This window comes from Streptomyces sp. SID13726 (genome assembly GCF_010548375.1).
Lineage (GTDB): Bacteria > Actinomycetota > Actinomycetes > Streptomycetales > Streptomycetaceae > Streptomyces.
The window spans coordinates 856,058-881,101 of record NZ_JAAGLY010000002.1 but is presented as its reverse complement, the minus strand read 5'-3'; the positions used below and the strand labels follow the sequence as shown (position 1 = coordinate 881,101).

Annotated in this window: 19 protein-coding genes and 1 pseudogene; 9 read left to right on the top strand and 11 right to left on the bottom strand. The window is 67.8% G+C overall.

Annotated elements, in window-relative coordinates; genetic code table 11:
- Positions 1 to 20 precede the first annotated feature (20 nt).
- From G3I78_RS07665 to G3I78_RS07645, 5 genes are all read left to right on the top strand, one after another.
- Positions 21 to 722 carry a type 1 glutamine amidotransferase domain-containing protein gene (locus G3I78_RS07665; RefSeq protein WP_164422027.1) on the top strand — a complete coding sequence of 234 codons (702 nt, stop codon included), beginning with the start codon at positions 21 to 23 and terminating at the stop codon, positions 720 to 722.
- A gap of 39 nt (positions 723 to 761) precedes the next feature.
- Positions 762 to 1,100, top strand: a complete 339-nt coding sequence (locus G3I78_RS07660; RefSeq protein WP_164422026.1) for a MoaF N-terminal domain-containing protein — start codon at positions 762 to 764, stop codon at positions 1,098 to 1,100.
- Positions 1,101 to 1,199: 99 nt separating this feature from the next.
- Positions 1,200 to 2,069 (top strand): helix-turn-helix transcriptional regulator, encoded by an 870-nt coding sequence (locus G3I78_RS07655; RefSeq protein WP_164422025.1) that lies wholly within the window; start codon positions 1,200 to 1,202, stop codon positions 2,067 to 2,069.
- A 178-nt stretch (positions 2,070 to 2,247) separates the two neighbouring features.
- Entirely contained in the window at positions 2,248 to 2,787 is a 540-nt protein-coding gene (locus G3I78_RS07650; protein WP_164422024.1) for a hypothetical protein, read from the top strand.
- Positions 2,788 to 3,165: 378 nt separating this feature from the next.
- Positions 3,166 to 4,611 (top strand): MFS transporter, encoded by a 1,446-nt coding sequence (locus G3I78_RS07645; protein WP_164422023.1) that lies wholly within the window; start codon positions 3,166 to 3,168, stop codon positions 4,609 to 4,611.
- Positions 4,612 to 4,665: 54 nt separating this feature from the next.
- Here G3I78_RS07645 and G3I78_RS07640 read toward each other — a convergent pair whose 3' ends face one another.
- From G3I78_RS07640 to G3I78_RS07625, 4 genes are read right to left on the bottom strand one after another with little or no spacing between them, the layout of a single operon-like run.
- Positions 4,666 to 6,666 carry a beta-galactosidase gene (locus G3I78_RS07640; protein WP_164422022.1) on the bottom strand — a complete coding sequence of 667 codons (2,001 nt, stop codon included), beginning with the start codon at positions 6,664 to 6,666 and terminating at the stop codon, positions 4,666 to 4,668.
- A 28-nt stretch (positions 6,667 to 6,694) separates the two neighbouring features.
- Positions 6,695 to 7,576: a carbohydrate ABC transporter permease gene (locus tag G3I78_RS07635; protein ID WP_164422021.1), complete on the bottom strand. Its 882-nt coding sequence runs from the start codon at positions 7,574 to 7,576 to the stop codon at positions 6,695 to 6,697.
- Positions 7,573 to 8,550, bottom strand: a complete 978-nt coding sequence (locus G3I78_RS07630) for a sugar ABC transporter permease (RefSeq protein ID WP_164422020.1) — start codon at positions 8,548 to 8,550, stop codon at positions 7,573 to 7,575. Before G3I78_RS07630 ends, G3I78_RS07635 begins: the two co-directional genes overlap by 4 nt.
- Complete coding sequence (locus G3I78_RS07625; protein WP_164422019.1) at positions 8,547 to 9,851, bottom strand: ABC transporter substrate-binding protein; 1,305 nt, start codon at positions 9,849 to 9,851, stop codon at positions 8,547 to 8,549. Before G3I78_RS07625 ends, G3I78_RS07630 begins: the two co-directional genes overlap by 4 nt.
- 416 nt (positions 9,852 to 10,267) lie before the next feature.
- On the opposite strand from G3I78_RS07625, the gene G3I78_RS07620 reads away from it, so the two are divergent.
- The 3 genes from G3I78_RS07620 (at position 10,268) to G3I78_RS07610 (ending at position 14,406) form a co-directional block, all read left to right on the top strand.
- Complete coding sequence (locus tag G3I78_RS07620) at positions 10,268 to 11,344, top strand: LacI family DNA-binding transcriptional regulator (RefSeq protein WP_164422018.1); 1,077 nt, start codon at positions 10,268 to 10,270, stop codon at positions 11,342 to 11,344.
- Between the two features lie 111 nt (positions 11,345 to 11,455).
- Positions 11,456 to 13,504: an RICIN domain-containing protein gene (locus G3I78_RS07615; protein WP_164422017.1), complete on the top strand. Its 2,049-nt coding sequence runs from the start codon at positions 11,456 to 11,458 to the stop codon at positions 13,502 to 13,504.
- Between the two features lie 224 nt (positions 13,505 to 13,728).
- On the top strand, positions 13,729 to 14,406 hold the full coding sequence (locus tag G3I78_RS07610) for a hypothetical protein (RefSeq protein WP_164422016.1): 678 nt from the start codon (positions 13,729 to 13,731) through the stop codon (positions 14,404 to 14,406).
- A gap of 69 nt (positions 14,407 to 14,475) precedes the next feature.
- On the opposite strand, the gene G3I78_RS07605 is transcribed toward G3I78_RS07610, so the two are convergent.
- The 7 genes and pseudogenes from G3I78_RS07605 to G3I78_RS07575 form a co-directional block, all read right to left on the bottom strand.
- Positions 14,476 to 15,396, bottom strand: a complete 921-nt coding sequence (locus tag G3I78_RS07605; RefSeq protein WP_164422015.1) for an NADP-dependent oxidoreductase — start codon at positions 15,394 to 15,396, stop codon at positions 14,476 to 14,478.
- 228 nt (positions 15,397 to 15,624) lie between these two features.
- Entirely contained in the window at positions 15,625 to 16,608 is a 984-nt protein-coding gene (locus tag G3I78_RS07600) for a GNAT family N-acetyltransferase (protein WP_164422014.1), read from the bottom strand.
- A gap of 42 nt (positions 16,609 to 16,650) precedes the next feature.
- Positions 16,651 to 17,715, bottom strand: a pseudogene (locus tag G3I78_RS07595) (IS256 family transposase).
- A gap of 170 nt (positions 17,716 to 17,885) precedes the next feature.
- Positions 17,886 to 19,073: a fructose-specific PTS transporter subunit EIIC gene (locus tag G3I78_RS07590; RefSeq protein WP_164422013.1), complete on the bottom strand. Its 1,188-nt coding sequence runs from the start codon at positions 19,071 to 19,073 to the stop codon at positions 17,886 to 17,888.
- Between the two features lie 182 nt (positions 19,074 to 19,255).
- A complete protein-coding gene (locus G3I78_RS07585; RefSeq protein WP_164422012.1) occupies positions 19,256 to 20,488 on the bottom strand; it encodes a hypothetical protein in 1,233 nt (410 codons plus the stop codon).
- A 368-nt stretch (positions 20,489 to 20,856) separates the two neighbouring features.
- A complete protein-coding gene (locus G3I78_RS07580) occupies positions 20,857 to 23,121 on the bottom strand; it encodes a LuxR C-terminal-related transcriptional regulator (RefSeq protein WP_164422139.1) in 2,265 nt (754 codons plus the stop codon).
- A 290-nt stretch (positions 23,122 to 23,411) separates the two neighbouring features.
- The gene (locus G3I78_RS07575) at positions 23,412 to 24,377 is read right to left on the bottom strand and encodes a phosphotriesterase (RefSeq protein WP_164422011.1); all 966 of its coding nucleotides are present in this window, start codon (positions 24,375 to 24,377) and stop codon (positions 23,412 to 23,414) included.
- Between the two features lie 172 nt (positions 24,378 to 24,549).
- On the opposite strand from G3I78_RS07575, the gene G3I78_RS07570 reads away from it, so the two are divergent.
- Complete coding sequence (locus tag G3I78_RS07570; protein WP_164422010.1) at positions 24,550 to 25,029, top strand: MaoC family dehydratase; 480 nt, start codon at positions 24,550 to 24,552, stop codon at positions 25,027 to 25,029.
- Positions 25,030 to 25,044: the final 15 nt, after the last annotated feature.

Below are 25,044 nucleotides of genomic sequence, written 5' to 3'. Positions count from 1 at the left end.
CACCCTCACGGAGCACAACCATGACGAAGATCCTCTTCCTCATCACCGCCGCCGACCACTGGACCCTGGCCGACGGGTTCCAGCAGCCCGCGGGCTTCTGGGCCGAGGAGGCCATCGGCCCGTACGGCGTCTTCAAGGAGGCCGGCTACGAGGTCGCCGCGGCCACCCCCGGCGGCGTACCGCCGACCCCCGACGCACTCAGCCTGACCCCGGACTTCAACGGAGGACCCGAGGGCGCGGAGCGCATGAAGGCCACCCTGCGCGAGGCCACCGAACTGGCGAACCCGGTCCGCATAGAGGACGTCGACATCGACGACTACGACGCCGTCTTCGTCCCCGGCGGCTGGGGACCGATGGAGGACCTCGCCGTCGACCGCGCGGCCGGCAAGCTGCTCAGCGACTGGCTCGCCTCCGGCAAGATCGTCTCGCTGGTGTGCCACGGCCCGGCCGCCCTGCTGCCGACGGTGGACGCCGACGGCAGGTCCCCGTTCGCCGGCTACCGCCTCACCGGGCTGTCCAACTCCGAGGAGATCCAGAACGGCCTCGCCGGCCGCGCGAAATGGCTGCTCCAGGACCGTCTCGTCTCGGACGTGGGCGCGGACTACCGCAAGGGCGTGGAGAACTTCGCCCCCCACGTCGAGGTGGACCGCACCCTCATCACCGGCCAGAACCCTGCTTCAGCCGTTCCGCTGGCCCACGAGGTCGTCAAGGCCCTCGGCTGACACCCACCCCAGCAGCAATCACAGAACGAGGTAGTACCGATGGACAGCAACGCGACCCTTCCCAGCGTGGGACAGACCTGGCTGGCGGACCTCGGTCCGGACACGCCGCTCGGCCACTTCACGGTGGAGATCACCTTCGACTCGGCGACCCAGGTCAGCTTCGAGGTGACGAGCGGTGCCATCAAGGGCCGGAAGCAGACGATGGAGTACACCACCACCCAGCTCCGCGACGGCCTCTTCGTCGTGCGCTGGACCGAGCCCGACGCCGGTGACCACGTCACCCACATCGAGGACTACACGGAGGGGACCTGCATGGCCAGCTCCGTCGTCGGAGGCCAGTTCGTCCAGCTCCACGGGGCGTGGACCCGCGTCCGCTGACCGCGGGGCGGACGGGCAGCCCGTCAACCCGGCGGTGAGGACTGCCAGGGACAGATCTCTCCCCCTGACAACACCGCTACCCGGTGTCAGGCTGAGGGCATGAACAGCGATCCTCACCGCCATGACCTGGGAGAATTCCTCAAGGCGCGTCGAGCCGAGCTCGACCCGGCCGCCGTCGGCCTGCCCGACGGCGGCCCGCGGCGCGTGGCGGGCCTGCGCCGTGAGGAGGTCGCGGTGCTGGCCGCCATCAGCACCGACTACTACGCCCGACTCGAACAGGGCCGTATCCAGCCGTCCCCGTCCGTGCTGGAGTCCCTGGCCCGGGTGCTGCGTCTCGACGACGACCAGCGCGCCTATCTGTGCGAGCTGGCGGACCGCAGCGAGTACCGGCCGGCCCGGCGTCGGCCCCGCCCGAAGACCCAGGTGCAGTTGCAGCGCATGATCGACGACATGGCCCACACCCCGGCCTTCGTGATCGGCCCGCGCACCGAGATCGTCGCCTGGAACGCGATGGGCGCGGCCCTGATCACGGAGTTCGACAGGATTCCCGAGAAGCAGCGCTACTACATCAGGCTGCTGATCACCGACCCGGCGATGAGGGAGCTGTACGCGGACTGGGAGGGCGTCACCCGGCTGGCCATCGCCCAGATGCGCATGCACAACGCGAACAACCCCGGTGACGTACAACTGGCCGCCCTCGTGGGCGAACTCTCGGTCCGGGACGACCAGTTCCGCCAGTGGTGGGCCGCGCACGACGTCGCCGTCAGGGACACCGGGACCAAGCACCTGCGCCACCCCGTCGTAGGCGACCTCCACCTCGACTGGAACGCCGTCACCTGGGCCGCCGACCCCGACCTCCAGATCATCGTCTGGACCGCCGAGGCGGGCAGCCCCACATACGACAGCCTGCGCATGCTGGCCTCCTGGGCGGCGGACCCGACCCATCTGCGCACCGGCAGCTCTGCCTGAGCGTTCTCCGGGCCTATTCCCCCTGAGAGCCTGTGTCACATCCTCTTTCCGCAGGTCATGATGCATTTGGTGAACGGCAGACCCCGCCCCTCTCGTCATCCGTCCCCGGTCCGACTGCTCGGTCCACGTGAATCAGCCAGCCGGGTTATAGACCATTAAAAATACTCATAACCCTCATATGGATGCAGCAGTTGTGGGGGTACTGGGGACCATCGTCGGGGCCTTGGGAGGGCTGGGAGGAGGGTGGATATCGATTCGCGGCCAGAGACAGCATCAGCGGGAGCAGCTCGAAGAGGAGCGCTACAGGAACCTGCACAACGTACGTATCGAGGCGTACTCGGGCTATCTGTCCGCCGTGCGCGTGCTCAACGGGCAGCTGTGGAAGCTCTTTGACGAACTGACCGCTCCGGACAGCTCTCCCGCAGTGTGGAAGGACCACCTTTCCGAGATGCATCAGTGCTGGGTAACCCTCAGTGCCACAGCATCACGAGTGAGCATGATCGGCCCAAGGGATGTGGCCACAGAGGCAGAACTGCTGCATCACTCCATGAGGGAATGGCATGTCCTCTGCTCCGAGTGGGCACGCACCGCGATCCGCGTCGGCAGCCCGCCTCAAGGAAATGAGGAAGCATGCTTCCGAGAGGCAGCCGATGCGAAACGAGTCCGCATCGGAGTCTTTCAGGAAGCGGCTCGGCAGGCGCTGCGCACCAACGTCTGACGGACTGTTAGCGTCTGTGTACGTCCTCTTTCCGCAGGTCATTAGGTATGAGGTGAACGGTGATTGGGGTCTGCCGTTCGGTTCGGCATCCACAGGACGCCGAACCGAACGGCAACGACGATCGCCCCTCATATGCATATGCCATGGCCTGCGGAAAGAGGATGTGACACAGGCACTGAGAGGGGGAGTCACTTCTCCTACGCTGCGCACGCATAGGAACAGGCTCTCCCTTCTTCAGGTACGACACTCCTGGCACGCTCGTCGCGAGGCCGACCGCGCCGTGCGCTTCCGCTCCCCGGTCCGGCTCTCCCGCGACCGGTTCCTCAGCGCCGAGGCGTCCACCGGCCCGCTCAGTTGCCAGGAAAGAGATCCTCCCGCATGTCCCTGACCGAGTCCCGCCCCGGGACCTCGCTTCCGCCTGTCGCCGATCCGCGCTGGACCGCCCGCCTGTGGAGCGTGCTCGCCGTCCTGTGCCTCGTGCTCTTCCTCGACGGCCTCGACGTCTCGATGGTCGGCATCGCCCTGCCCTCCATCGGCCACGATCTGGGCCTCGCCACCGGCTCCCTTCAGTGGATCATCAACGGCTACGTCCTCGGCTACGGCGGCCTGATGCTGCTCGGCGGCCGTACCGCGGACCTCCTCGGCCGCCGCCGGGTCTTCCTGATCGCCCTGGGCGTCTTCGCCGCCGCCTCACTCCTCGGCGGACTCGTCGACGACGGCACGTTGTTGATCGCCACCCGCTTCGTCAAGGGCGTGGCCGCCGCGTTCACCGCGCCCGCGGGGCTGTCCATCCTCACCACGACCTTCCCGGAGGGCCCGCAGCGCAACAGGGCCCTGTCGGTCTTCAGCCTCTTCGGAGCCCTGGGCTACTCCTCCGGCCTGATCCTCGGCGGCCTGCTCACCGGGATCGGCTGGCGCTGGACGTTCTTCATGCCCGTACCCCTCGCGCTGCTCGCCCTGGCCGTCGGCCTGACCCTGATCCCGCGCGACCGCCGCGCCGGGACGGGCGGCCAGGACCCGGCCGGCGCGGTCACCCTCACCGCGGGCATGCTGCTCGCCGTGTACGCCGTGGTCACCGCACCCGACCGCGGCTGGGCCTCCCTGACGACCCTCGCCACCTTCGGCGCGGCCGTCGCCCTGCTGCTCGCCTTCGTCATGATCGAACGGCGGGTCCGTCACCCCCTCGTCCGCTTCGGCATCCTGCGCCAGGCCACCACGGTCCGGGCCAACCTCAGCATGGTCGCGCTGATGGGCTCCTACCTCAGCTTCCAGTTCATGATGACGCTGTTCCTCCAGGACGGGCGCGGCTGGTCGCCCCTGCGGATGGCCTTCGCGCTGCTGCCCGTCGGCTTGATCGTCGCCATCGGCTCACCGCTCGCCGGACGACTCGTCAACCGTTTCGGCACCGCACCCCTGATCGTCACGGCGATGGTCTCGATGACCCTCGGCTACGTCTGGTTCCTGATCTCGGCCGGCTCGTCACCCGACTACCTGCTGAGCATGTTCCCGTCCCTGGTGCTCCTCGGCGGAGGCTTCGCCTTCGGCTACGGCGCGATCATGGCCCAGGCCACCGAAGGCATCGACGACTCCGAACAGGGCCTGGCCTCCGGCCTGGTGCAGACCTCCGGCCAGGTCGGAGGCGCCCTCGTCCTCGCCGTCCTCACCGCCGTCCTCGCTCAAGCGGGCGACAGCGGGGCCGACTTCACCGTCTACCGCCCCGGACTGAACCTGGTCACCGGCGTCGCGACGATCGGACTGCTCCTGAACGTGGTCCCCTTGCTGCGCCTTCGGCGGGCTGAGCCTGTGGAGTCCGGCCGGAGCTGACGCTCCCTCACTGCCCGGTCCGCCCGCACCGGTGGCCCGCGTCGCCCTCTCTGGTCAGCGTGCCTGGCGTACGACCGCGACACCCCCGGGCGGGACGCTGACCGAACCGATGACCTCCTTGCCGGTGAGGAGGTCGACGCCGTCGGCGGGAACCTCGGCGCCGCTCCCGCCGTGATCGATCAGGAACAGGTAGTCGGCGTCGGACCCGTTGCGCCGGACCGCCTCGACGCCAGCAACCGGGGCGGTGAGGACGGGCTGGACGCCGGCTTCGTCGCAGACGCGGGCGAGGAGGGCGGCAAGGGTGGCGGGGTCGGGCCGTGTGGCCAGGTACCAGGCCGTGCCCTCGCCGTAGGTGTGCCGGGTCACCGCCGGGGTCCCGGCCAGCGGGCCCGAGGTGTACGACGTGAAGGCTTCGGCGCCTTCGAGGCGTACCCGTTCCGACCACAGGGAGGCCGTGCCGCCGTCGCTGAGTGCGAGGGACTCGCCGGGCAGCAGGGGGAACAGTTCGTCGGTGCGGACGCCGAGGGAGTCACGGAAGGCGCCCGGGTAACCGCCAAGGCGGACATGGCAGTTGGTGTCGACCGCACCACTGTGAAAACCGACGGCCAGTGTCCCCCCGCGCTCGGCGAAGCCGGTGAGGTTCGCCGCGCCCGCGTCGTCGACCAGATAGAGACTCGGCACAAGGACCAGACGATACGACGACAGGTCCGCGTCGGGGCGTACGAAGTCCACGGCCACGCCGGCGTGCCACAGTGGCCGGTACCAGTCCAGCACGAGGTCCACGAAGCGCAGCTCGCCGCTGGGTTGGGACGGCTGCTCCAGCGCCCAGCGGGCGTTCCAGTCCCACACCACCGCCACGTGGGCGTGCGTGACGCTTCCCCGTACTTCGGCCAATGCCTCAAGATCCGCGCCGAGTTGGACGACGTCCCGCCAGATCTGGCTGTCCGTGCCGGCGTGCGGCAGCATCGCCGAGTGCCACTGTTCAGCGCCCGCCTTCGCGGCCCGCCACTGGAAGAAGGCGATGCCGTCGGCGCCGTGCGCGACGTGGGCGAGCGCGTTGCGGCGCATCTCGCCGGGGAGCTTCGCGCGGTTGACGGGCTGCCAGTTGACGGCCCCGGTGGAGTGCTCCATGAGCAGCCACGGCCCGCCGGCCATGGAGCGCACCAGGTCGCCGCTGAGGGCGACGTCGATCTCGGACTCGGGGTCGGTGGAGCGCAGGTAGTGGTCGTTGGAGACGATGTCCAACTCCGGTGCCCAGCGCCAGTAGTCGAGCGCCTCGATGCTGAAGTTCACCATGAAGTTGGTGGTGGCGGGGATCGAGGGGGCGGCTTCCCGGAGTACGTCCCGTTCGGCCTTGTACAGCGACAGCAGTTCGTCGGAGCAGAAGCGGCGCCAGTCCAGCCGGTGCGTGGGGTTGGGGACGGCTCCGGTGGCGCGGGGCGGGATGATCTCGTCCCAGTCGTAGTACCACTGGCTCCAGAAGGCCGTGCCCCAGGCGTCGTTGAGGGTCGCGAGGTCGCCGTAGCGCTCGCGCAGCCAGCGCCGGAAGGCCGCCGCGCTGACGTCGCAGTAGCACTCGGCGTTGTGGCAGCCGTACTCGTTGTGGATGTGCCACATCACGACGGCCGGGTGGTCGGCGTACCGCTCCCCGAGCACCCGCGCGATGCGGAGCGCTGCCTCGCGGTACTCGGGGCTGGAGGGGCAGAAGGTCTGGCGGCTGCCGTACGACAGTCCCCGGCCGTCCCTGTCGACGGGCAGGGCTTGCGGGTGTGCGCGGAAGAACCAGGCCGGCGGGGCGGCGGTCGGGGTCGCGAGGTCGGCGGCGATGCCGTTCTCGTGGAGCAGTTCCAGCAACCGGTCCATGCGGGAGAAGTCGTAGCGCCCCTCGCCGGGCTCCATGAGCGCCCAGGAGAAGATGCCGACGCTCACCATGTTCACCCCGGCCTCGCGCATGAGGCGTACGTCCTCGGCCCAGACCTCCTCGGGCCACTGCTCGGGGTTGTAGTCACCGCCGTAGGCGATTCCGGGAAGGCGAAGACGGCGTGCGGTAGTCATGCAGAGTCACTTTCGAACGGGGCTGGTGTCAGCCCTTGTTGGCGCCGAGGGTCAGTCCGCTGACGAACTGGCGCTGGAGCACGAAGTACACGATCAGGGTGGGGATCGCGGTGAGCAGGGCGCCCGCGGCGACGAGGTTGGGGTCGGTGAAGTACTGGCCGGAGAGGTTGTTGAGGGCGGAGGTGATCGGCATGTTCTCGCCGGTGGAGATCAGCACGATGGCCCAGAAGAAGTCGTTGTAGATCCAGATCGACAACAGGGTTCCCAGGGCCGCCATCGCCGGTTTGCACAGCGGCAGGACGATCTGCCAGTACATCCGCCACACCGAGGCGCCGTCGACGAGGGCGGCCTCGGTCAGCTCATGCGGCAGCATCCGCATGTAGTTGGACAGGACGAAGGCGCAGAACCCGGACTGGAAGGCGACGTGGATCAGCACGAGCCCGAGTGCGGAGTCGTAGAGCTTGCCGCTCATGGTGATGCCGGGCAGGTCGATGAGGAGGTACAGCCGGTACAGCGGGGTGATGATGACCTGCTGGGGCAGCAGGTTGCCCGCGGTGAACACCAGGAGCAGGGCGATGTTGAGGCGGAAGTCGAAGCGGCTGACGTAGAACGCGACCATCGAGGAGAGCAGCAGGGTGATCAGGACGGCCGGGACCGCGATGATCAGGGTGTTGACGAAGTAGTGGATCATGTCGGACTGGACGAAGGCGTTCTTGAAGTTGTCGAACGTCAGCTTGTCCGGCCAGGAGACATAGCCCTTGTTGCTGGTCTCGGAGTACGGGCGCATGGCCGCGAAGATCGCCCAGAGCAGCGGGGCGAGCCAGGCCAGTGCGGTGCCGGCGAGGAAGACGTGCAGCAGGACCCTCGCCGGGCGCAGGGGCGTCTTGGTCTTGAGAGCCAGGCTGCTCACGCTTGCCGCTCCTTCCGGAAGGTCGCGATCAGGTAGGGGATGATGACGACGAGGGAGATGACCAGCAGGACCACGGCGATCGCGGAGCCGTAACCGATCCGGCTGGACTCACCGATGATGTTGTTGGTGATCAGGATCGACAGCAACTCCGTGCCCTGGGCACCCTTGTTGAAGACGAACACCAGGTCGAAGGCGCGCAGCGCCTCGATGATCGTGACGACCAGGACGACCGTGTTGGTCGGGCGCAGGGTCGGGAAGATGACGTTCTTGAACGTCTGCCACTCGTTGGCGCCGTCCAGCGAGGAGGCCTCGCGCAGCGACGGGTCGACGCCCTTGAGGCCGGCCAGGTAGAGGATCATCATGTAGCCGGTGTGCCGCCAGGACGCGGCGATCAGCACGGCCCACAGGTTCAGGTCCGGGTCGCCGATCCAGTCGATGTAGTGGCCGGGCTTGTTGGCCCCGATGAGGCTGTTGATCAGGCCGGTGTCGGGGTTGTAGACCAGCTGCCACACGAACCCGGTCACCGCCAGGGAGACCACGACCGGCAGGAAGAACGCCGTCTGGTAGACCCGGGAGAAGCGGATGCTCTTGTCCAGCTGCACGGCCAGGAACAGGCCGAACGGCGTGGGGATCAGGATGAGCACGACGAACCAGATGACGTTGTGCTCGACGGCGGGCCAGAACTGCGGGTTGTCGGTGAACAGCTGACGGAAGTTGTCCAGTCCGACCCACTTGATGGAGTCGAAGCCGATGCCGTCCCAGCTGGTGAAGGCCAGCAGGATCGAGGCGAGGGCGGTGACCCAGACCAGGGCCACGTGCAGGACCGTGGGCACGCCGGCCATGAAGCCGAGCGTGATGCGGTCACGGCGGGTGAGGAGTCGGCGGTGCCCTTGGGGCACTTTGCGAGGGCGGGGGGTGGCGCCCGAAGGTGACTCGGCGGGTGCTGCCTTCGGGGTCTCGATGTCGATACTCATGACGATGCGAAGATCGTCTTCTTCTGGCGTTCGATCGAGGACAGCAGACTGTCCACGCCCTTGGGGTTCTGGAGGAACTTCTGCAGCGAAGGCTGCATCACCGTCGAGGTGAAGTCCGGACGCGAATCACGGTCCATGAACTGCGTCAGGCTCTTCGCGCCCGAGATCATCTCGAACGCCTTCTTCTGCAAGGCGGTGTAGGAAGAGGTGTCGGCCTTGTTGGAGGCGGCCACCACACTCGTGTCCGACTTCAGGTAGATCTGCTCGGCCTCCGGAGTGCCCAGGTACTCCATCAGCTTGGTGACACCGGCCTTGTTCTTCGGCGACTTGGAGACCATGAAGCCGTCGGTGGGGGCCTCCACGGTGTCCTGCCCGAAGGACGGGTTGATCTCTGGGAAAGCGAAGAAGTCCAGATCGTCCAGGTCGGCTTTGTTCGTGAACTGCTGGGCCACGAACGAGCCGAGCACATACATGCCGGCCTTCTTCGACACCAGCGTCTGAGCCGCGTCCTGCCAGGTACGGCCCATGAAACCGTCCTGGTGGTAGGGCAGGATCTCCGCCCAGTGATCGAAGACCGTCTTGACCTTCGCATCCGTCCAGGACGCCTTGCCCGCCATCAGCTCGACATGGAAGTCGTAGCCGTTGACACGGAAGTTGAGCTGGTCGAAGGTGCCCATCGCCGGCCACGCGTCCTTGTCACCGAACGCGATCGGCACCAGGCCGTCCTTCTTCATCTGCTTGCACAGCGCGAGGAAGGCGTCCCAGTCGGCGGGAACCGTGTAGCCCTTCTCCTGGAAGACGCTCTTGCGGTAAAAGATCGCCCACGGGTACGTCACCAGCGGCACGAAGTAGTACTTGCCGTCCGCACCCTTGGACAGCTTCTTCATCGCGTCCGGGAAGTTGCCCCCGATCTTCTCCCACACCTCGTCGACCGGCGACGCCAGGCCCTTCTGCGCGAAGAACTGCATGCGGTACCCGGCGAACCAGTTGAACACGTCGTCCGGCGTGCCCTGGAGGTAGGAGTTGATCTGCTCCTGGAAGGTGTTGTGGTCCTTGGTGTTGACCTTGACGGTGAGGCCGGACTGCTTCGTGAACGCCGTGTAGATCTCCCCGTAGGCCTTCTTCGGCACCGCGTCGGACTGGTTCGAACCCAGGGTCACGGTCTTCGGGTCCGAAGAACTGCCGCTGTCACCACAGGCGCTCAGCAGGGGGATCCCGGCCCCGAGCAGGGCCGCACCGCCGACGCCCTTGAGGACACCACGACGGCTGGGGACAGGGAGGGAGGAGAAGGGGTCGAGCATGTGCGGCTCCTGGCAGGACAGCGGTCGTACCTGTCGCTGGTACGCCGACCTGAAGGGACAGAGATGAGAGAGGTCGGCAAGCGACCATAATCCAACGTGATCGAACAAACGCGACCGGCGGATGCCAGGAAGAGTGGGTCTTGCGTGGGGTCGGTGTCAAGGCTGTGCGGCGAGCGTCTTTGCTGGAGGCCTTGGACGAGCTACTTGTTCGAAGCCGTGAGGTCAGCTGCTCATCCATGGCGTGAGCTGCGAGAACTTCTTGATTGAGGGCGCCTTTCGGTATCGGCGCCACCTGTCGCTGGGGGAGAAGCCGGGCGATATGTCTTGACACGCGTCCCGACGGCCGCGTAGATATGACCGCGCGATCAGACCGCGCGGTCAGAGTCGCTGACCTCGTTCGTTGCAGAGCCGCAGCCATGGGAGACCTCGTGACACCAGGACCAGAAGGCGGTACGGCGTCCCCCGTGCCCCGCAGCGCCGACGTCGCGCGGTTGGCCGGTGTGTCGCGCAAGACGGTCTCCCGGGTGCTCAACGACGAGCCGTACGTTTCCGAGGAGGCCCGGCGCCGTGTCCTTGCGGCAGCGGAGGAGCTCGGATATCGGCTGAACCACGCGGCCAGGGCTCTGGCGTCCGGGCGTACGCGTTCCCTCGGCGTCGTCGCCCTGGGAACCGCGGGGTACGGAACCGCTTCCCTGCTGGTCCACATCGAACAGGCCGTACGGGACGCCGGATACGCGCTGCGCGTGATCAACACCCCGGACGGCGACCCCGAAGGCATCGTCGGCGCTCTCGAGTCACTTCTCGAACAGGGCGTGGACGGCGTCATCGTCTCCGAACCCGTCGTGAGGGGAGAGGTTCCGCTTCGAGTGGACGTACCGGTCCTGTTCCTCGGTGCGCCGCCCTCCTTCGCCGCCAGCCGGACGCTGACCGTGAGCGTGGGGGCCCAGGAACTGGCGCGGGCGGCCACCGAGCATCTGCTGGACCTGGGACACGAGACCGTCCACCACCTCGCGGGACCGCGAAAGTGGTACGCCACCAAGGACCGCATCGAGGGCTGGCGTGCGGCACTCGCCGCCCGTGGCGCCCACGAGCCCCCGCTCCTGAACGGCGACTGGTCCGCCGCCTCCGGCTATGAGGCCGGGCGGGCGTTGGCCTCGGACAGCTCCGTGACCGCGGTGTTCGCGGCGGGCGACGAAATGGCCATCGGCCTGGTCCACGCCCTGCGGGAGGCCGGGCGACGGGTACCGGAGGACATCAGCGTCGTCGGGTTCGACGGCAACCCGGTCTTCGCCTACGTCACCCCGCCGCTGACCACCGTGCGCCAGCCCTTCGAGGCCGCCGCGCGGGAAGGCGTCAAACTGCTCGTGCACGCCGTCGAGCAACCAGGCGCCGAGCTGTCACAGCCGGACGCGCCCCCGGTCGAACTCGTCGTCCGCGGCTCGACCGCGCCCCCGCCCCCGCACCGAGGCCGGCCGAAGCTCCGCACCACCTGAGCACAGCCCCGCACGGCACACGCTCACTGGACTCCGCCGCTCCCCGGCCGCCCCGTGCCGGCAAGCGGCGGGAACCGAAATGCCTTCCCCTTCCCCTTTGGAGAGCCGCACATGTCTCCTGCCCTGACACATCCCAGACCCGGCGCCGCTCCGCGCCCCCGGCCGCTTCTCGCACTGCTGCTCGCCCTGGTCGCGGCGGTCGCCACCGTCCTCCTCCCCGCTGCTGGCAAGGCCGACGCCCTCGCCCGCCCCTCGCAGACCATGTACACCCCGCCGTCCGGCACCCCCGCGCCGGGCTCCCTCTACCCGAGGGCGATACGGCTGGAGCACAGCGGCTCCGCGAACGGCACCGTGCTCGCCACGTTCGAGCAGTACACGTCCGGCAAGCCCGTCTTCCCGATCTACCGCAGCACCGACAACGGCAACTCCTGGACCAAGCTCTCCGACGTCGCCGACACCCGGAACGGCTGGGGCATGCGCTGGGAGCCGCAGCTGTTCGAACTGCCCACCGCGGTCGGCAACTTCCCGGCCGGGACCCTGCTGATCGCGGGAGACTCGGTCCCCGGCGACCGGTCCGCGACGAAGATCGACATGTACGCCAGCACCGACCACGGCGTGACCTGGAGCTTCGTCAGCAACATCGCCACCGGCGGCGAAGCCAACGCCAGCAACGGCTTCACGCCGGTGTGGGAGCCGTTCTTCCTGATGAACGGCAACAGGCTCGTCGTGTACTACTCCGACCAGCGTGATCCCGCCCACGGCCAGAAGCTCGTCCACCAGGTCAGCACAGACGGGGTGAACTGGGGACCGGTCGTGGACGACGTGGCGTCGCCCAAGTACAGCGACCGTCCCGGTATGGCGACCGTCGTGCAGCTGCCCAACGGCAAGTACGTGATGACCTACGAGCACGGGGGTGCCCCTGAGGGGAACTTCGCCGTCTACTACAAGATCTCCTCCGACCCGGAGGCGTTCGGTTCCGTCACCGGCATCCCACTGAGGACGACGGACGGCAACGTCCCGTGCTGCAATCCGTTCGTTGCCTGGCTGCCCACCGGCGGCGCCAACGGCACGCTCGTGGTCAGCGCCCAGAGCAGCACGGACCTGTTCCTCAACACCCAGAACGGCGCCGCGAACGCGTGGACCCGCATCCAGTCGACCGTCGCGGGCGGTTACAGCCGAGGGATGCTCCCGCTGCCCGACGGCCACAGCCTGCTGGTGCTCAGCGGCGGCTACAACGGCAACTCCCTCAACCCCGTCACCTACGGCACCATCGATCTGGGCGGCGGCATCAACGACGGCGCCACCTACACGGTCTCCAACGCGGGCAGCAACCTGCCGCTGACCATCGCGGGCGGTACGACCGCCAACGGCACCTACGCCACCCAGCAGAACGCCGACAACGCCACCGACCAGCGCTGGAAGTTCGTCCTCCAGCCGTCCGGCTACTTCAAGATCTTCAACGTGGCCAGCGGCAAGGTGCTGGGTGTCGAGAACACGTCCACCGCCAACGGCGCCAAGGTCCTCCAGTGGGACGACAACGGCACCCTCGACCACGAATGGGCCGTCGCCCCCAGCCCGTCCGGCGGCTTCACCGCCGTCAACCGTCTGACCAACAAGTACCTGGAGATTCCCGGCGGTTCCACCAGCGTGGGCACCGTCGCGGGTCAGTGGGGCGGCACCGGCTGCGCCTGCCAGCGGTGGAACCTCACCCAGACCGCGCTGCCGTCCCTGTCGAGCGGCCAGTACGTGCTGGTGAACAAGAACAGCGGCAAGTACCTGGAGATCCCCGCAGCCTCCACCACCGCCGGAACAGCGGCCGACCAGTGGCAGAACTCCGCCTGCGACTGCCAGTTGTGGACCTTCCAGACCCAGAGCGGCGGCGCGTGGTCACTCCAGAACGTCCACAGTGGCCTGAGACTCGACGTCGGCAACTCCTCGACCACCGCGGGAGCGGCCGTCGTCCAGAACACCACCTCAAGTGGCAACTCCCAGAAGTGGACCCTGACCAGCGCGGGCGACGGCTACTACAAGCTCACCAACGTCGGCAGCGGCCTGCTGGCCGGCGTGGCCCAGTCCTCCACCGCCAACGGCGCGTCCGTCGTCCAGTGGAACGACGTGAGCGTCGACGACCAGCTCTGGAAGATCGTCCGCGTGAACTGACCCGAACACGGGAAGGTTGACCGACCGGTCCAGGTCGGGCCCGCCGACACGTCGGCGGGCCCGACCTGCTTGAGCTTCGTGCCTCCCGCGTGCGTCCGCTCGTCGGGGCTCGACCACGTCGTGATGCGGCAGGCGGCCCGGTCACCAGCTCCAGCCGGGCGGTTGCGAAACTGCCGGGTGAGAGCGCCAACCGTCGGCGCAGACCACCCGCCTCGGGGGGACACATGGGCACATTCGAGCGCGTCAACCTGTTCTACGGCGTCGACCACCAGCAGGTGTACGGCGCGTTGGAGGAGTTCTGGCACCAGGAGGAGCACACGCTCGATCCGGAGGACATCCACGACGTCAACCTCGACTCCTACGCCCTGCACGAGCGTCGCGGCGACTGGACCGTGCTGTATTGGACCCGGGGCTGGGAGTGGGACCTGCGCCGACGCGCCCAACTCCACGTTTCACGCGCCTACGACTGCCCGGGGCTCCTGGTCTTCATCTACGACGACGACTTCTGGGGCTGCGAGCTGTTCCACCACGGCACGGTGATCGACCAGTTCCAGCAGGAGACCGGCGACAGCGGCTCGTTCTTCGGTGACCTTCCGTGCCAGGGGCGCCCCGACCTCCTGCTGGCCCAGTTCCCGGCTCTGGACCTCGACATCGAGCATGCCCGGGGTTACCTGACCCAGTACAGCATCGACGACCCCGGGTACCAGGACATCGACTGGGAGAACGACCACGACCCTCTCAACACCCCGGTCCGCCCGAGCGACGGGTACGGCCGCTTTGAAGGAGGCGTCTACTGGGACTTCCAGAACTTCCTCGGCGTCGACCACCACGCCCCCGTCTGGCGGAGGTTCACCACCTCGCAGTACACCCGGGACTCTGCCGAGGCGGGACGGTGCTCGTAGTCCCGCACCAGCCGCCGGCCGTGATCGTCGTACGGCCCTCGGTCATGTCTTCGAAGAGGCCCGCCCGGCTCAGTCCTCGGTGACGCGGATGATCGTCTTGCCGTGGGTCCGCTTGGCCGGAGTGAACGCGGCGATGGCTTCGGTGAGCGGCAGCACGTCGCCGATGATCGGCTTGAGGCGTCCGTCCCGTACCCGTTGGGCGAGGTCGCCGAGGCGGTCGCGGTCGGGTTCGACGACGAAGAAGACGGCGCGTCCGTCGCGGGGGTGGAGGGTGACGGGCTCGGCGATGGTGACCAGGGTGCCGCCGGGGCGGACCAGGGCGGTGGAACGTTCGAGGATCTCGCCGCCGATCACGTCGAACACCACGTCGACGTCGCCGACGTCCTCCAGCTTCTCGGCCTGGAGGTCGAGGAAGGCGTGGGCGCCCAGACCCAGCGCGGTGTCGCGGTCGTCGGCACGTCCGGTGCCGATCACGTGGGCGCCCGCTGAGCGGGCCAGCTGCACGGCGATGGAGCCTACGCCGCCCGCGGCGCCGTGGATGAGGACGCTCTGCCCGGTCCGGAGGTGCGCGTGGTCGAACAGGGCCTGCCAGGCGGTGAGTCCGGAGATGGGCAGTGCGGCGGCCGTGACGTGGTCGACGTCGGCGGGGAGCGGGGCGAGGTTGCGGGCTTCGACGGCGGTGTACTGGGCCAGGGTGCCGTTGCGGGCCCAGTCGGTCAGGCCGTACACGCGCTGCCCGACGGTCAGGCCGGTGGTGCCGTAGCCGAGTTCGGTGACGACACCGGACAGCTCGTGGCCGGGCACGCTCGGGGTCCGGTCGCGTCCGGCCCGGTCGGTCCAGGTGCCGGGCCAGTCCAGCTCGCCCGGCGTGAAGCCGGCGGCGTGGACCTTCACGATCACGTCGTTCTCCGCGGCGTGCGGATGGGGCAGCTCGGCGAGGGCCAGGCCGCCGGCGCCGGCCTCGCGGTCCTGGACGGTGATGGCTTGCATGAGGGGTTCCTCCGAGGTGCGGGAAGTGGGGGCTGGCGTGGGCCGCGGTGGTCACCTTCTACCTTTCACTCTAGGATCCAGGCAGCCCAGGTATGTGGGCCATTCCTTCCCGCGTGGGGTGGGCCATTTGCTCAAGGGGGCGCACTGAGTCGTCGGCACCAGGGCTGGCTTAATCCCGAGGCATCGTCAAATCCTGTGGACTGACCCGACAGCCCAATGGCCGGTCGATCAAACAAGCGGCTTGCGGTAACGGACGTACTCGTTCCGTCGCTGGAACCCCACGCTCTCGTAAAGGTCGTAGGACCGATGCGGATTTGCCGTGCCCGTGAACAGCCGCGCGGTCGTTGCACCCTGCTCGCGAAGGCTCCGCAGCCCGTCCAGCAGCAGGACCCGGCCGATTCCGAGGCGTCGCTGGTCCGTCCGGACACTCAGCTCTTCCACCTCGCCCACGGTGTGGTCGTGACGGCGGATGGAGCAGAGGGCGACGCCGACCATGTCCTGCCCGTTCCAGGCAGCTCTCCAGCATGCCGGGTCGGCGGTGTCGACGAAGTCCTGGAAAGGCCATCTCTGAGTGAAACCGCGGTCCGCGTACGAATCGACGACCGTCCTCCAGGCTGCACGGTAGTGGCTTGTCCCGATCGGCCCGGTCCGTATCCCGGCCGGCAACTCGCTGCCCGGCTCGGGCACCTGCTGCAGATCGCCCAGCTCCAGCTCGACCAGGCTGAAGACACGTCGGTAGCCGGCTGCGCGCAGAAGTGCCGTGGCGTCCCGCTCGGAGGCCATGGCGTTCGCGCCGATCACTGCCGTCCGCGCCGTTCCATGCTCTTTGACGAGCTGGCGGATCCGTTCTTCGGCCCAGCTCAGCATGGCTGAACCGATGCCCTGGCCGCGATGCCCGGGTAAGAGGTAGCCCCGGTGCAGATACAGCCACGTATCGTCCCGCTCTTGCCACCACCGGATCGTCGAGTAGCCGACGACGCTCCCGTCGAGCATCACCAGGCTCTGGTTCTTGGACGGCTCCTTCAACTTGGCAGAAGCTTCGGCGATCTCGGGCGCTGTCGGGAGCCCTTCCATTACCGAGTGGACATCGACCCGGTCCCGTTCAACACACCCCAGCCGCACCGCGGCCATGGCGCCGTGGTCTTCGTCGCCGCGATACGGTCGGAACCCGAGGCCGACCGGAAGGTCCTGTCCTGCCGTGCCATCCAACATGACCGGATGTTCTCGAACTTCGAGGCAGGTCCGCCACCCTATTCACGCCGCGGTCGTCTGCGACCGTTCAATGAGCTGGCCGCGTTCAAAGTGGGCTCCAGCGCGGACGAGGGCAACGAGGTGGCGGTGCATTGACGGTTCGCCAGCGGGCCTGGGCGGACGCGAAGGTCGACTCGATGGGTGGGTTGTCCGCAGGCGGATCCAGTGCTCGGTGGGGAAGTCGTAGAACGCCGGCAACTCATCTTCGTCATCGACGATCTTCTTGACGGCCTTGGGGAACTTCGCGCCGTATTGCCTGGCGAACGCCTTGACCCCGGCGGCTGTGTGCTCCTTGGCCTCGGCGTTGTAGATGTCCTGGACGGCCCTCTTCGCCGCGGGCGGAGCTGACTTCGGGAGGCTGTCGAGGCAGTTGGCCGTCTTGTGAACCCAGCACCTTTGGTGGCGGGCTTCCGGGAAGACCTCGTTCAACGCGTTCCAGAAGCCCAGGGCTCCGTCGCCGATGGCGAGGACGGGAGCGCGCATGCCGCGCCGCTGGCAGTCCCGCAGCAGGCTCGCCCAGGAGTCCGAGGACTCGCGGTAGCCGTCGGCCATCGCGATCAGCTCCTTGGTTCCGTCCGCGCGCACGCCCATGACGACCAGGACCGCAGGCTTCGCCTCCTCCAGCCGTATGCGCAGGTGGATACCGTCGGCCCAGACGTGGACGTTCCGTGGCGGACAGGTCGCGCTCGCTGAACGCCTTGTGGTCGGCCTGCCATTGGGCGGTCAGCCGGATGACGCTGGCCGTCGACAGGCCGTGGAGGTAGAGGAGCGGCAGCACCTCGCTGGTCTTCGGGGACTTGCGGCACCACGGCGGCAGGATCACCGAGGAGAACCGCTTGTGCTCGCCGCTTGCCTCGTCGACGCGCTTGTCGTTGACGCGCGGGGCCTTCACCTCGACCGTTCCAGGCGGCGCCCACTCTCGTCTCGCTGGTCGGCCAACTCCGCGAAACAGGAGTTGACTTCAGCCTCCAGAGCGGCGGTCGGCATCCGTCTCGCGCCCTTGCGGACGATGTCGTCGATCAGAGAACCGGTCTCGGTCGTTCCATCGGCTTTCACTACACCCAGCACGGGCGTGCCTTCCCAACCCACGGTGCAACGTCGGCCTACTCGATGACCAGAAGTCGATCACTTGGGAAGCTGAGTCCTGGAGAGTGTTCTTCGCGTGGTGCACGGCCTTCTTTCTCTGTGTTCAGCATGCCAACCCCGGGATGGGGGTGGTCCGCAGGGTGGTCCGTCACTCAGCCGGACATGGGCTGTCTGGTGCGGACGCGGGTGCGCGTGGTGATGTGTGCGGCTGCGGTGGCTTGTGCCTTGCGCAGGCACTTGAGGGCGATGGTGAGGCCGGCGGTGACGAGGGTGCCCGCGGCGATGGCGGCCACCATCAGCAGGGGTTTGCCGATCTGGTCGATCGCGAAGAAGCCGCCGTGGGGGACGGCCATGGTGGGGCCGAAGGTCATGGTGAGAACACCGGTGACGGCACCGCCGGCCAGGGTGGCCGGAATCACCCTCAGCGGGTCGCGCAGGGCGAAGGGGAACGCGCCTTGCGGGATGCCCGTCACGCCGAGCAGCCAGGCCACCTTGCCGTAGTTCCGCTCGGCCTCGGTGAACGCCGTGCGGCGTACCAGGGTGGCCAGGGAGAGGCCCAGTGACGGGACCATTCCGGCGGCCACCGTTGCGGCCATGAAGGCCATGTGGTCCGGCGTGGGCGAGTATGCGTTCACGCCCGCGAGGGCGTAGGCGTAGGCGATCTTGTAGAGGGCGCCGCCGAAGTCACAGCAGACGAGCAGACCGAGCAGTACCCCGAGCCAGAGATGGTGGTCGGTGAGTTCCAGTACGACCAGCTTGTCGGACAGCCACGAGCCGAGGTGCGCGAGAAGGGGGGCGGCGACGGCCGAGAAGAACACCACCGCGGTGATCACGGTGGCCAGCAGCGGGACGACGACGTTGGCCATCAGGGCACGCCACCTGGCCGGGACGGTGATCTTCCGCAGCACGGTGATGGAAGCGCCGGTCAGCAGGCCGGCGGCAAGGCCGCCCAGGTAGCCGGTGTCCATGGTCACCGCGGTGAGACCGCCGGCGAAGGCGGGCAGCAGGCCGGGCCTGCCGACGATTCCGTAGGCGGTGTACAGGGCGACGGCCAGACCCAGGATGTCCAGGGTCAGGTTGCCCGACTGAAGGAGTGCCATGGCCCAGCTGGCGGGCCGTAGCCATGAGAAGTCCTGCCCCGTGACGCTGACCGAGGAGGCGGTGATCTTCCAGCCGCCGATGGCGTAGGCGAGGGCGACGAGCAGGCCGCCGAGCGTGGTGAGGATGGCGAGGTGACCGGTTCCGGCGGTCAGCCAGCGGCCGAGCCGGGTGGCGGCATGGTCGCCTGGCGCGGCGTGCTCGTCCATCGGGGTCGGAATGGTGGAAGTGGGTGACGGCATGGTCGGGCTCCATGGGTGAGTGCGAGGACTGCGGTCCTGTGTGGGGAGAGAAGAGATGCGTGGTCGACGGACCGTCAGGGGGGAGGGCCGACAAGGGTGCGCCCGGGCGCCGGCTGCCCGGGCTGGGCAGCCGGCAGTTTCGGATCTCGGCCGAGGCACTTCCCGACCGCCGGGCAGGGCTGCTAGCCCAGAGTGGCGGACCAGGCACTGAGGACGGAGCTGAGCTTGACCCCGTACATCCGCTTCTGAAGGCAATTGCAGCTCCCGTACCACTGGATGGTGCCGGAGAGACTGCCGACGGCCATGGCGTCGTAGGCGGTGTACGCCACGTAGACCGGTGCCCCGGAGTCGCCGCCCGCGGCGGCAGGGCCGTTGTCGTAGTCGGGCGCGTTCGTTCCGCCTCGGTCGAAGGTGAATCCAGCCGAGGAACTGGTGTAGTGCTTGACTCCCCGGGCGTCGTTCCAGTTGAAGGCGTACGAGATGTTGCTGACGGGATGTCCGCAGTGGTTGTACGTCGTCTGCCCGCTCATGCAGACCTTCAGGCCCTTGTACGGCGCCATGGAGCCCGCGGTCCTCATGATCGATGTACTGCTGGCGGTCCCACCGGAGAAGATGTTGCCGGAGTAGCGGGAGCCCGTGAATGCTTCGACGTCGAAGTCTCCCAGCTTCTTGACTTGGCCCATGTAGTTGCCGTTCGCGTTCTCGACGGCTGAACCGGTCGTGTAGCAGTGTCCGGCTGTGGTCATCCAGGTCGCGGTCGCTCTCTGCGACGGGTCGTACATGTCGAGCTTCCAGGCGGACGTGCACTTGCCGGTGCCGTTGGGAGACTTGAGGGAGTCACCTCCGTTGAAGTACTCCACGTCGTTGAACCGCGTGTACTGCTGTTCCATGCGGGACCGGAGCACTTCGACCTTGTCGCCGAAGGTCTTCTTCAGTGATGCCGTGACGGACGCCGGGGCGTCGGTGGTGACCATCAGCTTGTCCGTCTGGCCGTCGTAGAAGGAGCCGAGGCTGTACTTGCCGGCATCTTTGTCCCATTTGGCTTCCTGGACCTGTTTCTGGATGCGGTCCACTTCGTTCTCCGTGAACCTGCTGGTCTTGACCGCGACCTTCGTCCCGTCCGGGACGTCCGCCGCGGCCTTGTCCTGATCCGCGACGGAGGTGCCCGCAGGCAGGCGCAGCACCTGGGAGCCGCCACTGTCGTCGCCGAAGACTCCGAGGCCGGAGTACTTCTTCACGGTCGTGTCGAGCTTCTTCCACTGCGCCTGGCTCGGCTCCTTGTCGCTGACGGCGGCCTGCCCGGCGGGTGTCTCCGCTGCCCACGACGAGGTGGGAATCGCGAACGATGCGACCATGACGGCGGCGCTCGCGACGAGCGCCACCCTGCGGTGCTTCGGTCTGATCAGTGGTCTCATGTTCATCCTTCCGGTCACGGGCAAGTCGGCAACTCCGACCGGCCCGGTTTCTCCTCCGAGGGGGGTACAGGCGGCAGGAGGCACTGAGACCGTCTTGGTCACTTGTGGGAGCGCTCCCGGCAACGTGCGGGGTTCGGCTGTGCCTGCTGCGTCCGCGCTCGGGTATCAGTTCTCGCCGGCGGGGAGGAGTCGGTCGGCGACCTCAGAAAGAGGGGCCCTGTGACGCGTGCCCATGAGAGCAGGGCCTCGCTCCGCTCGGGGGTTCGCGCACGGTAGTGGCGAATCGCCGCCTGTGTGTCTCACGTAAGGATCATCACGGTTTGGGCCCTGCGGTCGCCATGGGTGGTTCTACCCAAAAGTCGGGATGCCTAGGAAGTGGGTAGCTCCTGCGCGGTCCACCACGACGCGATCTGGGCACGAGAGCCGAAACCGAGTTTGGACAGGATGTTCTCGACGTGCCGGTCTGCCGTGCGCGGCGACAGCACGAGCGTGGAAGCGATCTGACGGTTGGTCATGCCCTGGGCCACCAGGGAGGCCACTTCCCGCTCTCGTCGGGTGAGCAGCCCCAAGCCGGTGGTCTTGGACGCCGGCTTAGCCTCGGTGTTCAGGGCCATCTGTGCAGACCGGTCGGGGCTGTCATGACGGCCACCGTCGGCGTAAGCCTTCCCGTACGCTGCCCGGCCCAGCGAGGCCAGGACTACTTCCTCGCACTGCGCGTGTTGTTCCGTCATGTACGGGCCGAACGCGGAGACGGAGGTGCCGGCATCCCGCCAGAGAGCGTCTGCCGCGCCCAGCAGCCGGGCCGCCCGTTCATGATCGCCGCCGGAAGCGGTGGCCCAGGCGAGCACTTCGAGAATTCTGGCGACCATGACGTGGTCGTGGAAGCCCAGCACGTTCTTCAGCGCCGACAGGGCCAGCGCCTTGGCCGATTCCCAGTCGCCGAGTTGCCAGGCGTTGTGTCCGAGCGCAATCAGCAGCTGGGCGCAGCCCCACCGCTCTCCGCTCGCTTCGGCGGCGGCAAGCAACGGACGGCCCGCCACTGCCGCGCCGGGGTCACCCGCGTACGCCTGTACGCAAACCACAGCCCTGCGCCATGACGCCGCCGCGCGTCCATAGCCCAGCGCTGTCAGACCTACCGCCGCTTCTTCGTACCAGCGGATGCTTTCCTCCTGGCGGCCCGCGTAGTTCGCCGACAGACCGCGCAAGCCTCGCACGTGTGCACGCAGCGACGGATCACTCAACCGCTCATCCAGGGCCTCTGCTTCGCCCAGGTACCGTTCGGCTGCCGTGCGGTCACCTTGATTGAGCGCCATCCAGATCGCAGCACTCAGAGCCCAGGCGCGGGCGGGTGTGGGCCGAGGTGCGGCGGCGAGTGCCCGGTCGAACTGGCGCCGTCCTTCGGTCAGGAACCCACCGACGCCCCAGTGATAGGTCAGCGCGGTCACCAGCTTGAGTCTGCTCTCGGGGTCCGGGGCGTGGTCCAGGGCTGTCAGCAGATCGGTGTGGTCGATGCGCAGCCTCGTCAGGTCCTCCGCCTGGTCGGGGCCGTACCAACGTTCGTAGACGCGTTCGGCGAGGGCGAGGAAGAAGTCATGATGGCGCCGCAGAAGCCTGTTCTCCTCCCCGGACTCATGCAGCTGATGTCGTCCGTACTGGCGGATGCTTTCGAGCAGCCGGTAGCGAGGCTGGCCTTCTGCCTCGGCGACCAGTACGACCGACTGCGCCACCAGCCGGTCCAGGAGGTCCAGCGCCTCATGCGCTTCGACACCGTCCCCCGAGCAGACATCCTCGACCGCATCCAGACCGAACCCGCCGGAAAAGACCGACAGCCGGTTCCACAACAGCCGCTCGACCGGGTCGCACAGGCTGTAGCTCCAATCGATCATCCCGCGGAGCGTGCGCTGGTGTCGCGGGGCGGTGCGGCTGCCGCGGCCGAGCAGTCCGAAACGGTCAGGCAACCGGTCCACCATCTGATCAATGGTGAACGACCGAAGCCGGGATGCGGCCAGCTCGATCGCCAGCGGCAGCCTGTCCAGACCGGCACACAACCGGGAAGCTCCCGCGCAGTTCGCGTCAGTCACTCGGAACTCCGGCCGGATGGCGGCGCCCCGGTCCCGCAACAGGCAGAGCGCGTCATCCTCGGACAGCGGCGGAACCAAGAACACATGTTCGCCCGTGATGCCCAGCGTGTGGCGGCTCGTGGCCAGGATGCGCAGCCCGGGGGCCGCCGAGAGCAGAGTCTGAGACAACTCGGCACAGGCGTCGAGCACATGCTCGCAGTTGTCCAGCACGACCAGCGCCCGTCGCGTGGCCAGGAATCCCGCAAGCTGCCGCAACGGTACCTGGGTGGCCACGTCCGGGACTCGCAGCGAGGCCGCAGCCACCTCGGCGACTGCGGCCGGCTCCTGCACGGGGGAGAGGTCCACCATCCACACGCCGTCCGGGTACGCCGTCACCAGTCCGGCGGCCACCTCCAGCGCCAGTCTGGTCTTGCCTACACCGCCCACCCCGGTAAGGGTCACCAACCGTGCTGCATCCAGCAGCCCGCCGACGCTCTCCGCTTCGCTCCGCCGCCCCACGAAGCTCGTGAACGCCGCGGGCAGATTGCCCGCTCGTGACGCTACGGCGGTCACATCGATCACCCTCCCGCCGCGCCCGTACGGTGCCCATCCTCCGGTTCTTCACGGACCAGCGACCGTAACGGACGAAAGCCCTGAAACCTTTCCTTCATCGTACCCAGGGACGGCTGTCAGGAAGGAACCCGGTGGTCCGGTACTGGTTCGCACGGTATCTGTGGGGACGGGGTGTCGCGGAGAGGGGAGGCGTGACCAGGGAGGTGTTCCGCGGACCCAACGGTTCGCGGGCCGCTCCCGCGGCTCCGCATGGCGATCGTGGGCCGGCACAGACGGGAGGGCGTCACTGCTTAAGCGGCTCCGCCGAAGCAGCGACGCGGGTTCTTCACAAGGATCGTGTCGATGTCGTCTTCGCTGAGCCCCTTGTCGAGCAGGGCGGGGATCACGTCCTCGCTGATGTGGCGGTAGTGCCAGCGGGGCGCGGCCTGTGCCTTGTCCTGTTCGCTGATCCAGTCGAAGAAGCAGGCGGCGTCGTGTGCGATGGTGATGTGCCCGACGTAGCCGCGCCGAACCAGTTCGACGATGGTGCGGATCCTGTCCTCGAACGGCAGGAGTACGTCGAGGCCGAACCGGTCCATTCCCAGGAAGGAGCCGGCCTCGGCCAGCTTGCTCAGGTAGTCCACGTCAGTGCTGTCGCCCGAGTGCCCGATGACCACCCGGGACAGGTCCACGCCCTCCTCGCTCAGCACGCGCTGCGCCACGAGCCCGGATTCGGTGTGCGGGTTGGTGTGGACCGTGATGGGCGCTCCCGTCCGGACGGAGCTCTGGCCGACCGCGCGCATGACCCGCTCGACCCCGGGGGTGAGACCGGGTTCCTCGATGGCGCACTTGAGGAACGCCGCCCGCACCCCGGTGGCCGCGATGCCCTCGGTGAGGTCCTTGACGAACAGGTCGACCATCGGCTCCGGGCGGTCGAACATCAGCCCGGGGCCGGTGTAGTGGAACTGGAACGGCACGTCGTTGTACGTGTAGATCCCGGTCGCGACCACGATGTTCAGATCGACCTGCTCGGCGATCCGCTTGATCCGCGGGATGTAGCGGCCCAGGCCGAGGACGGTCGGGTCGAGGATGGTGTCGATGCCCAGGGACTTCAGCTCGTTCAGCCTGGTGACGGCGTCGGCGACGCGGTGTTCCTCGTCCCAGGCCCCGTAGTTCTGCCGGTGCTCCTCACCGAGGACGAACACGTGCTCGTGGACGAGTACGCGGCCCAGGTCGTCGGCGTCGACGGGGCCGGTGGCGGTCTGTACGTCGGGCATCGCGACTCCGATGTGAAGTTGACGTCGAATTCAAGCCAGAGTCGACAGGGTCGTGGTCTCCTGTCAAGCATCGCGGACGAGTTTGTTGAATCCGGCTTCGAGTTCGGATTACAGTCCGGGCGGCGTCGCTCACCGACGTCCCACAGTGCCGTGATGGACCGGAGGGTCACCCATGCCGAAGCCGCTGACGTTGCACCCCACCACCGCCGCCGATCTGAAAGCGCTGGTCGGCGCCGAGCTAGGCCCCACCGACTGGCATACCGTCGACCAGGACGCCATCGACGGCTTCGCCGATCTCACGGGAGACCATCAGTGGATCCATGTGGACCCCGAGCGCGCGGCGGCCAGTCCCTTCGGTTCCACGATCGCGCACGGGCTCTACAGCCTGTCGCGGTCGCCCCGGTTCATGGAGGAGTTGATGGCGTTCGACGGCTTCGCCCACAGCCTGAACTACGGCTACAACAAGGTGCGTTTCGTGCATCCGCTCCCCGTGGACTCGCGGATCCGGATGCGTGCCACCGTGGTCTCCGCGGATGAGGCGGCGCCGGGCCGGGTCCAGCTGGTCACGCTGTTGATCATCGAGGCGGAGGGCGTCGACAAGCCGATCTGCGTCGCGGAGTCCATCGGGCGGTTCACCGAACACGGGGCCTGACCGCGGGCCCGCCGG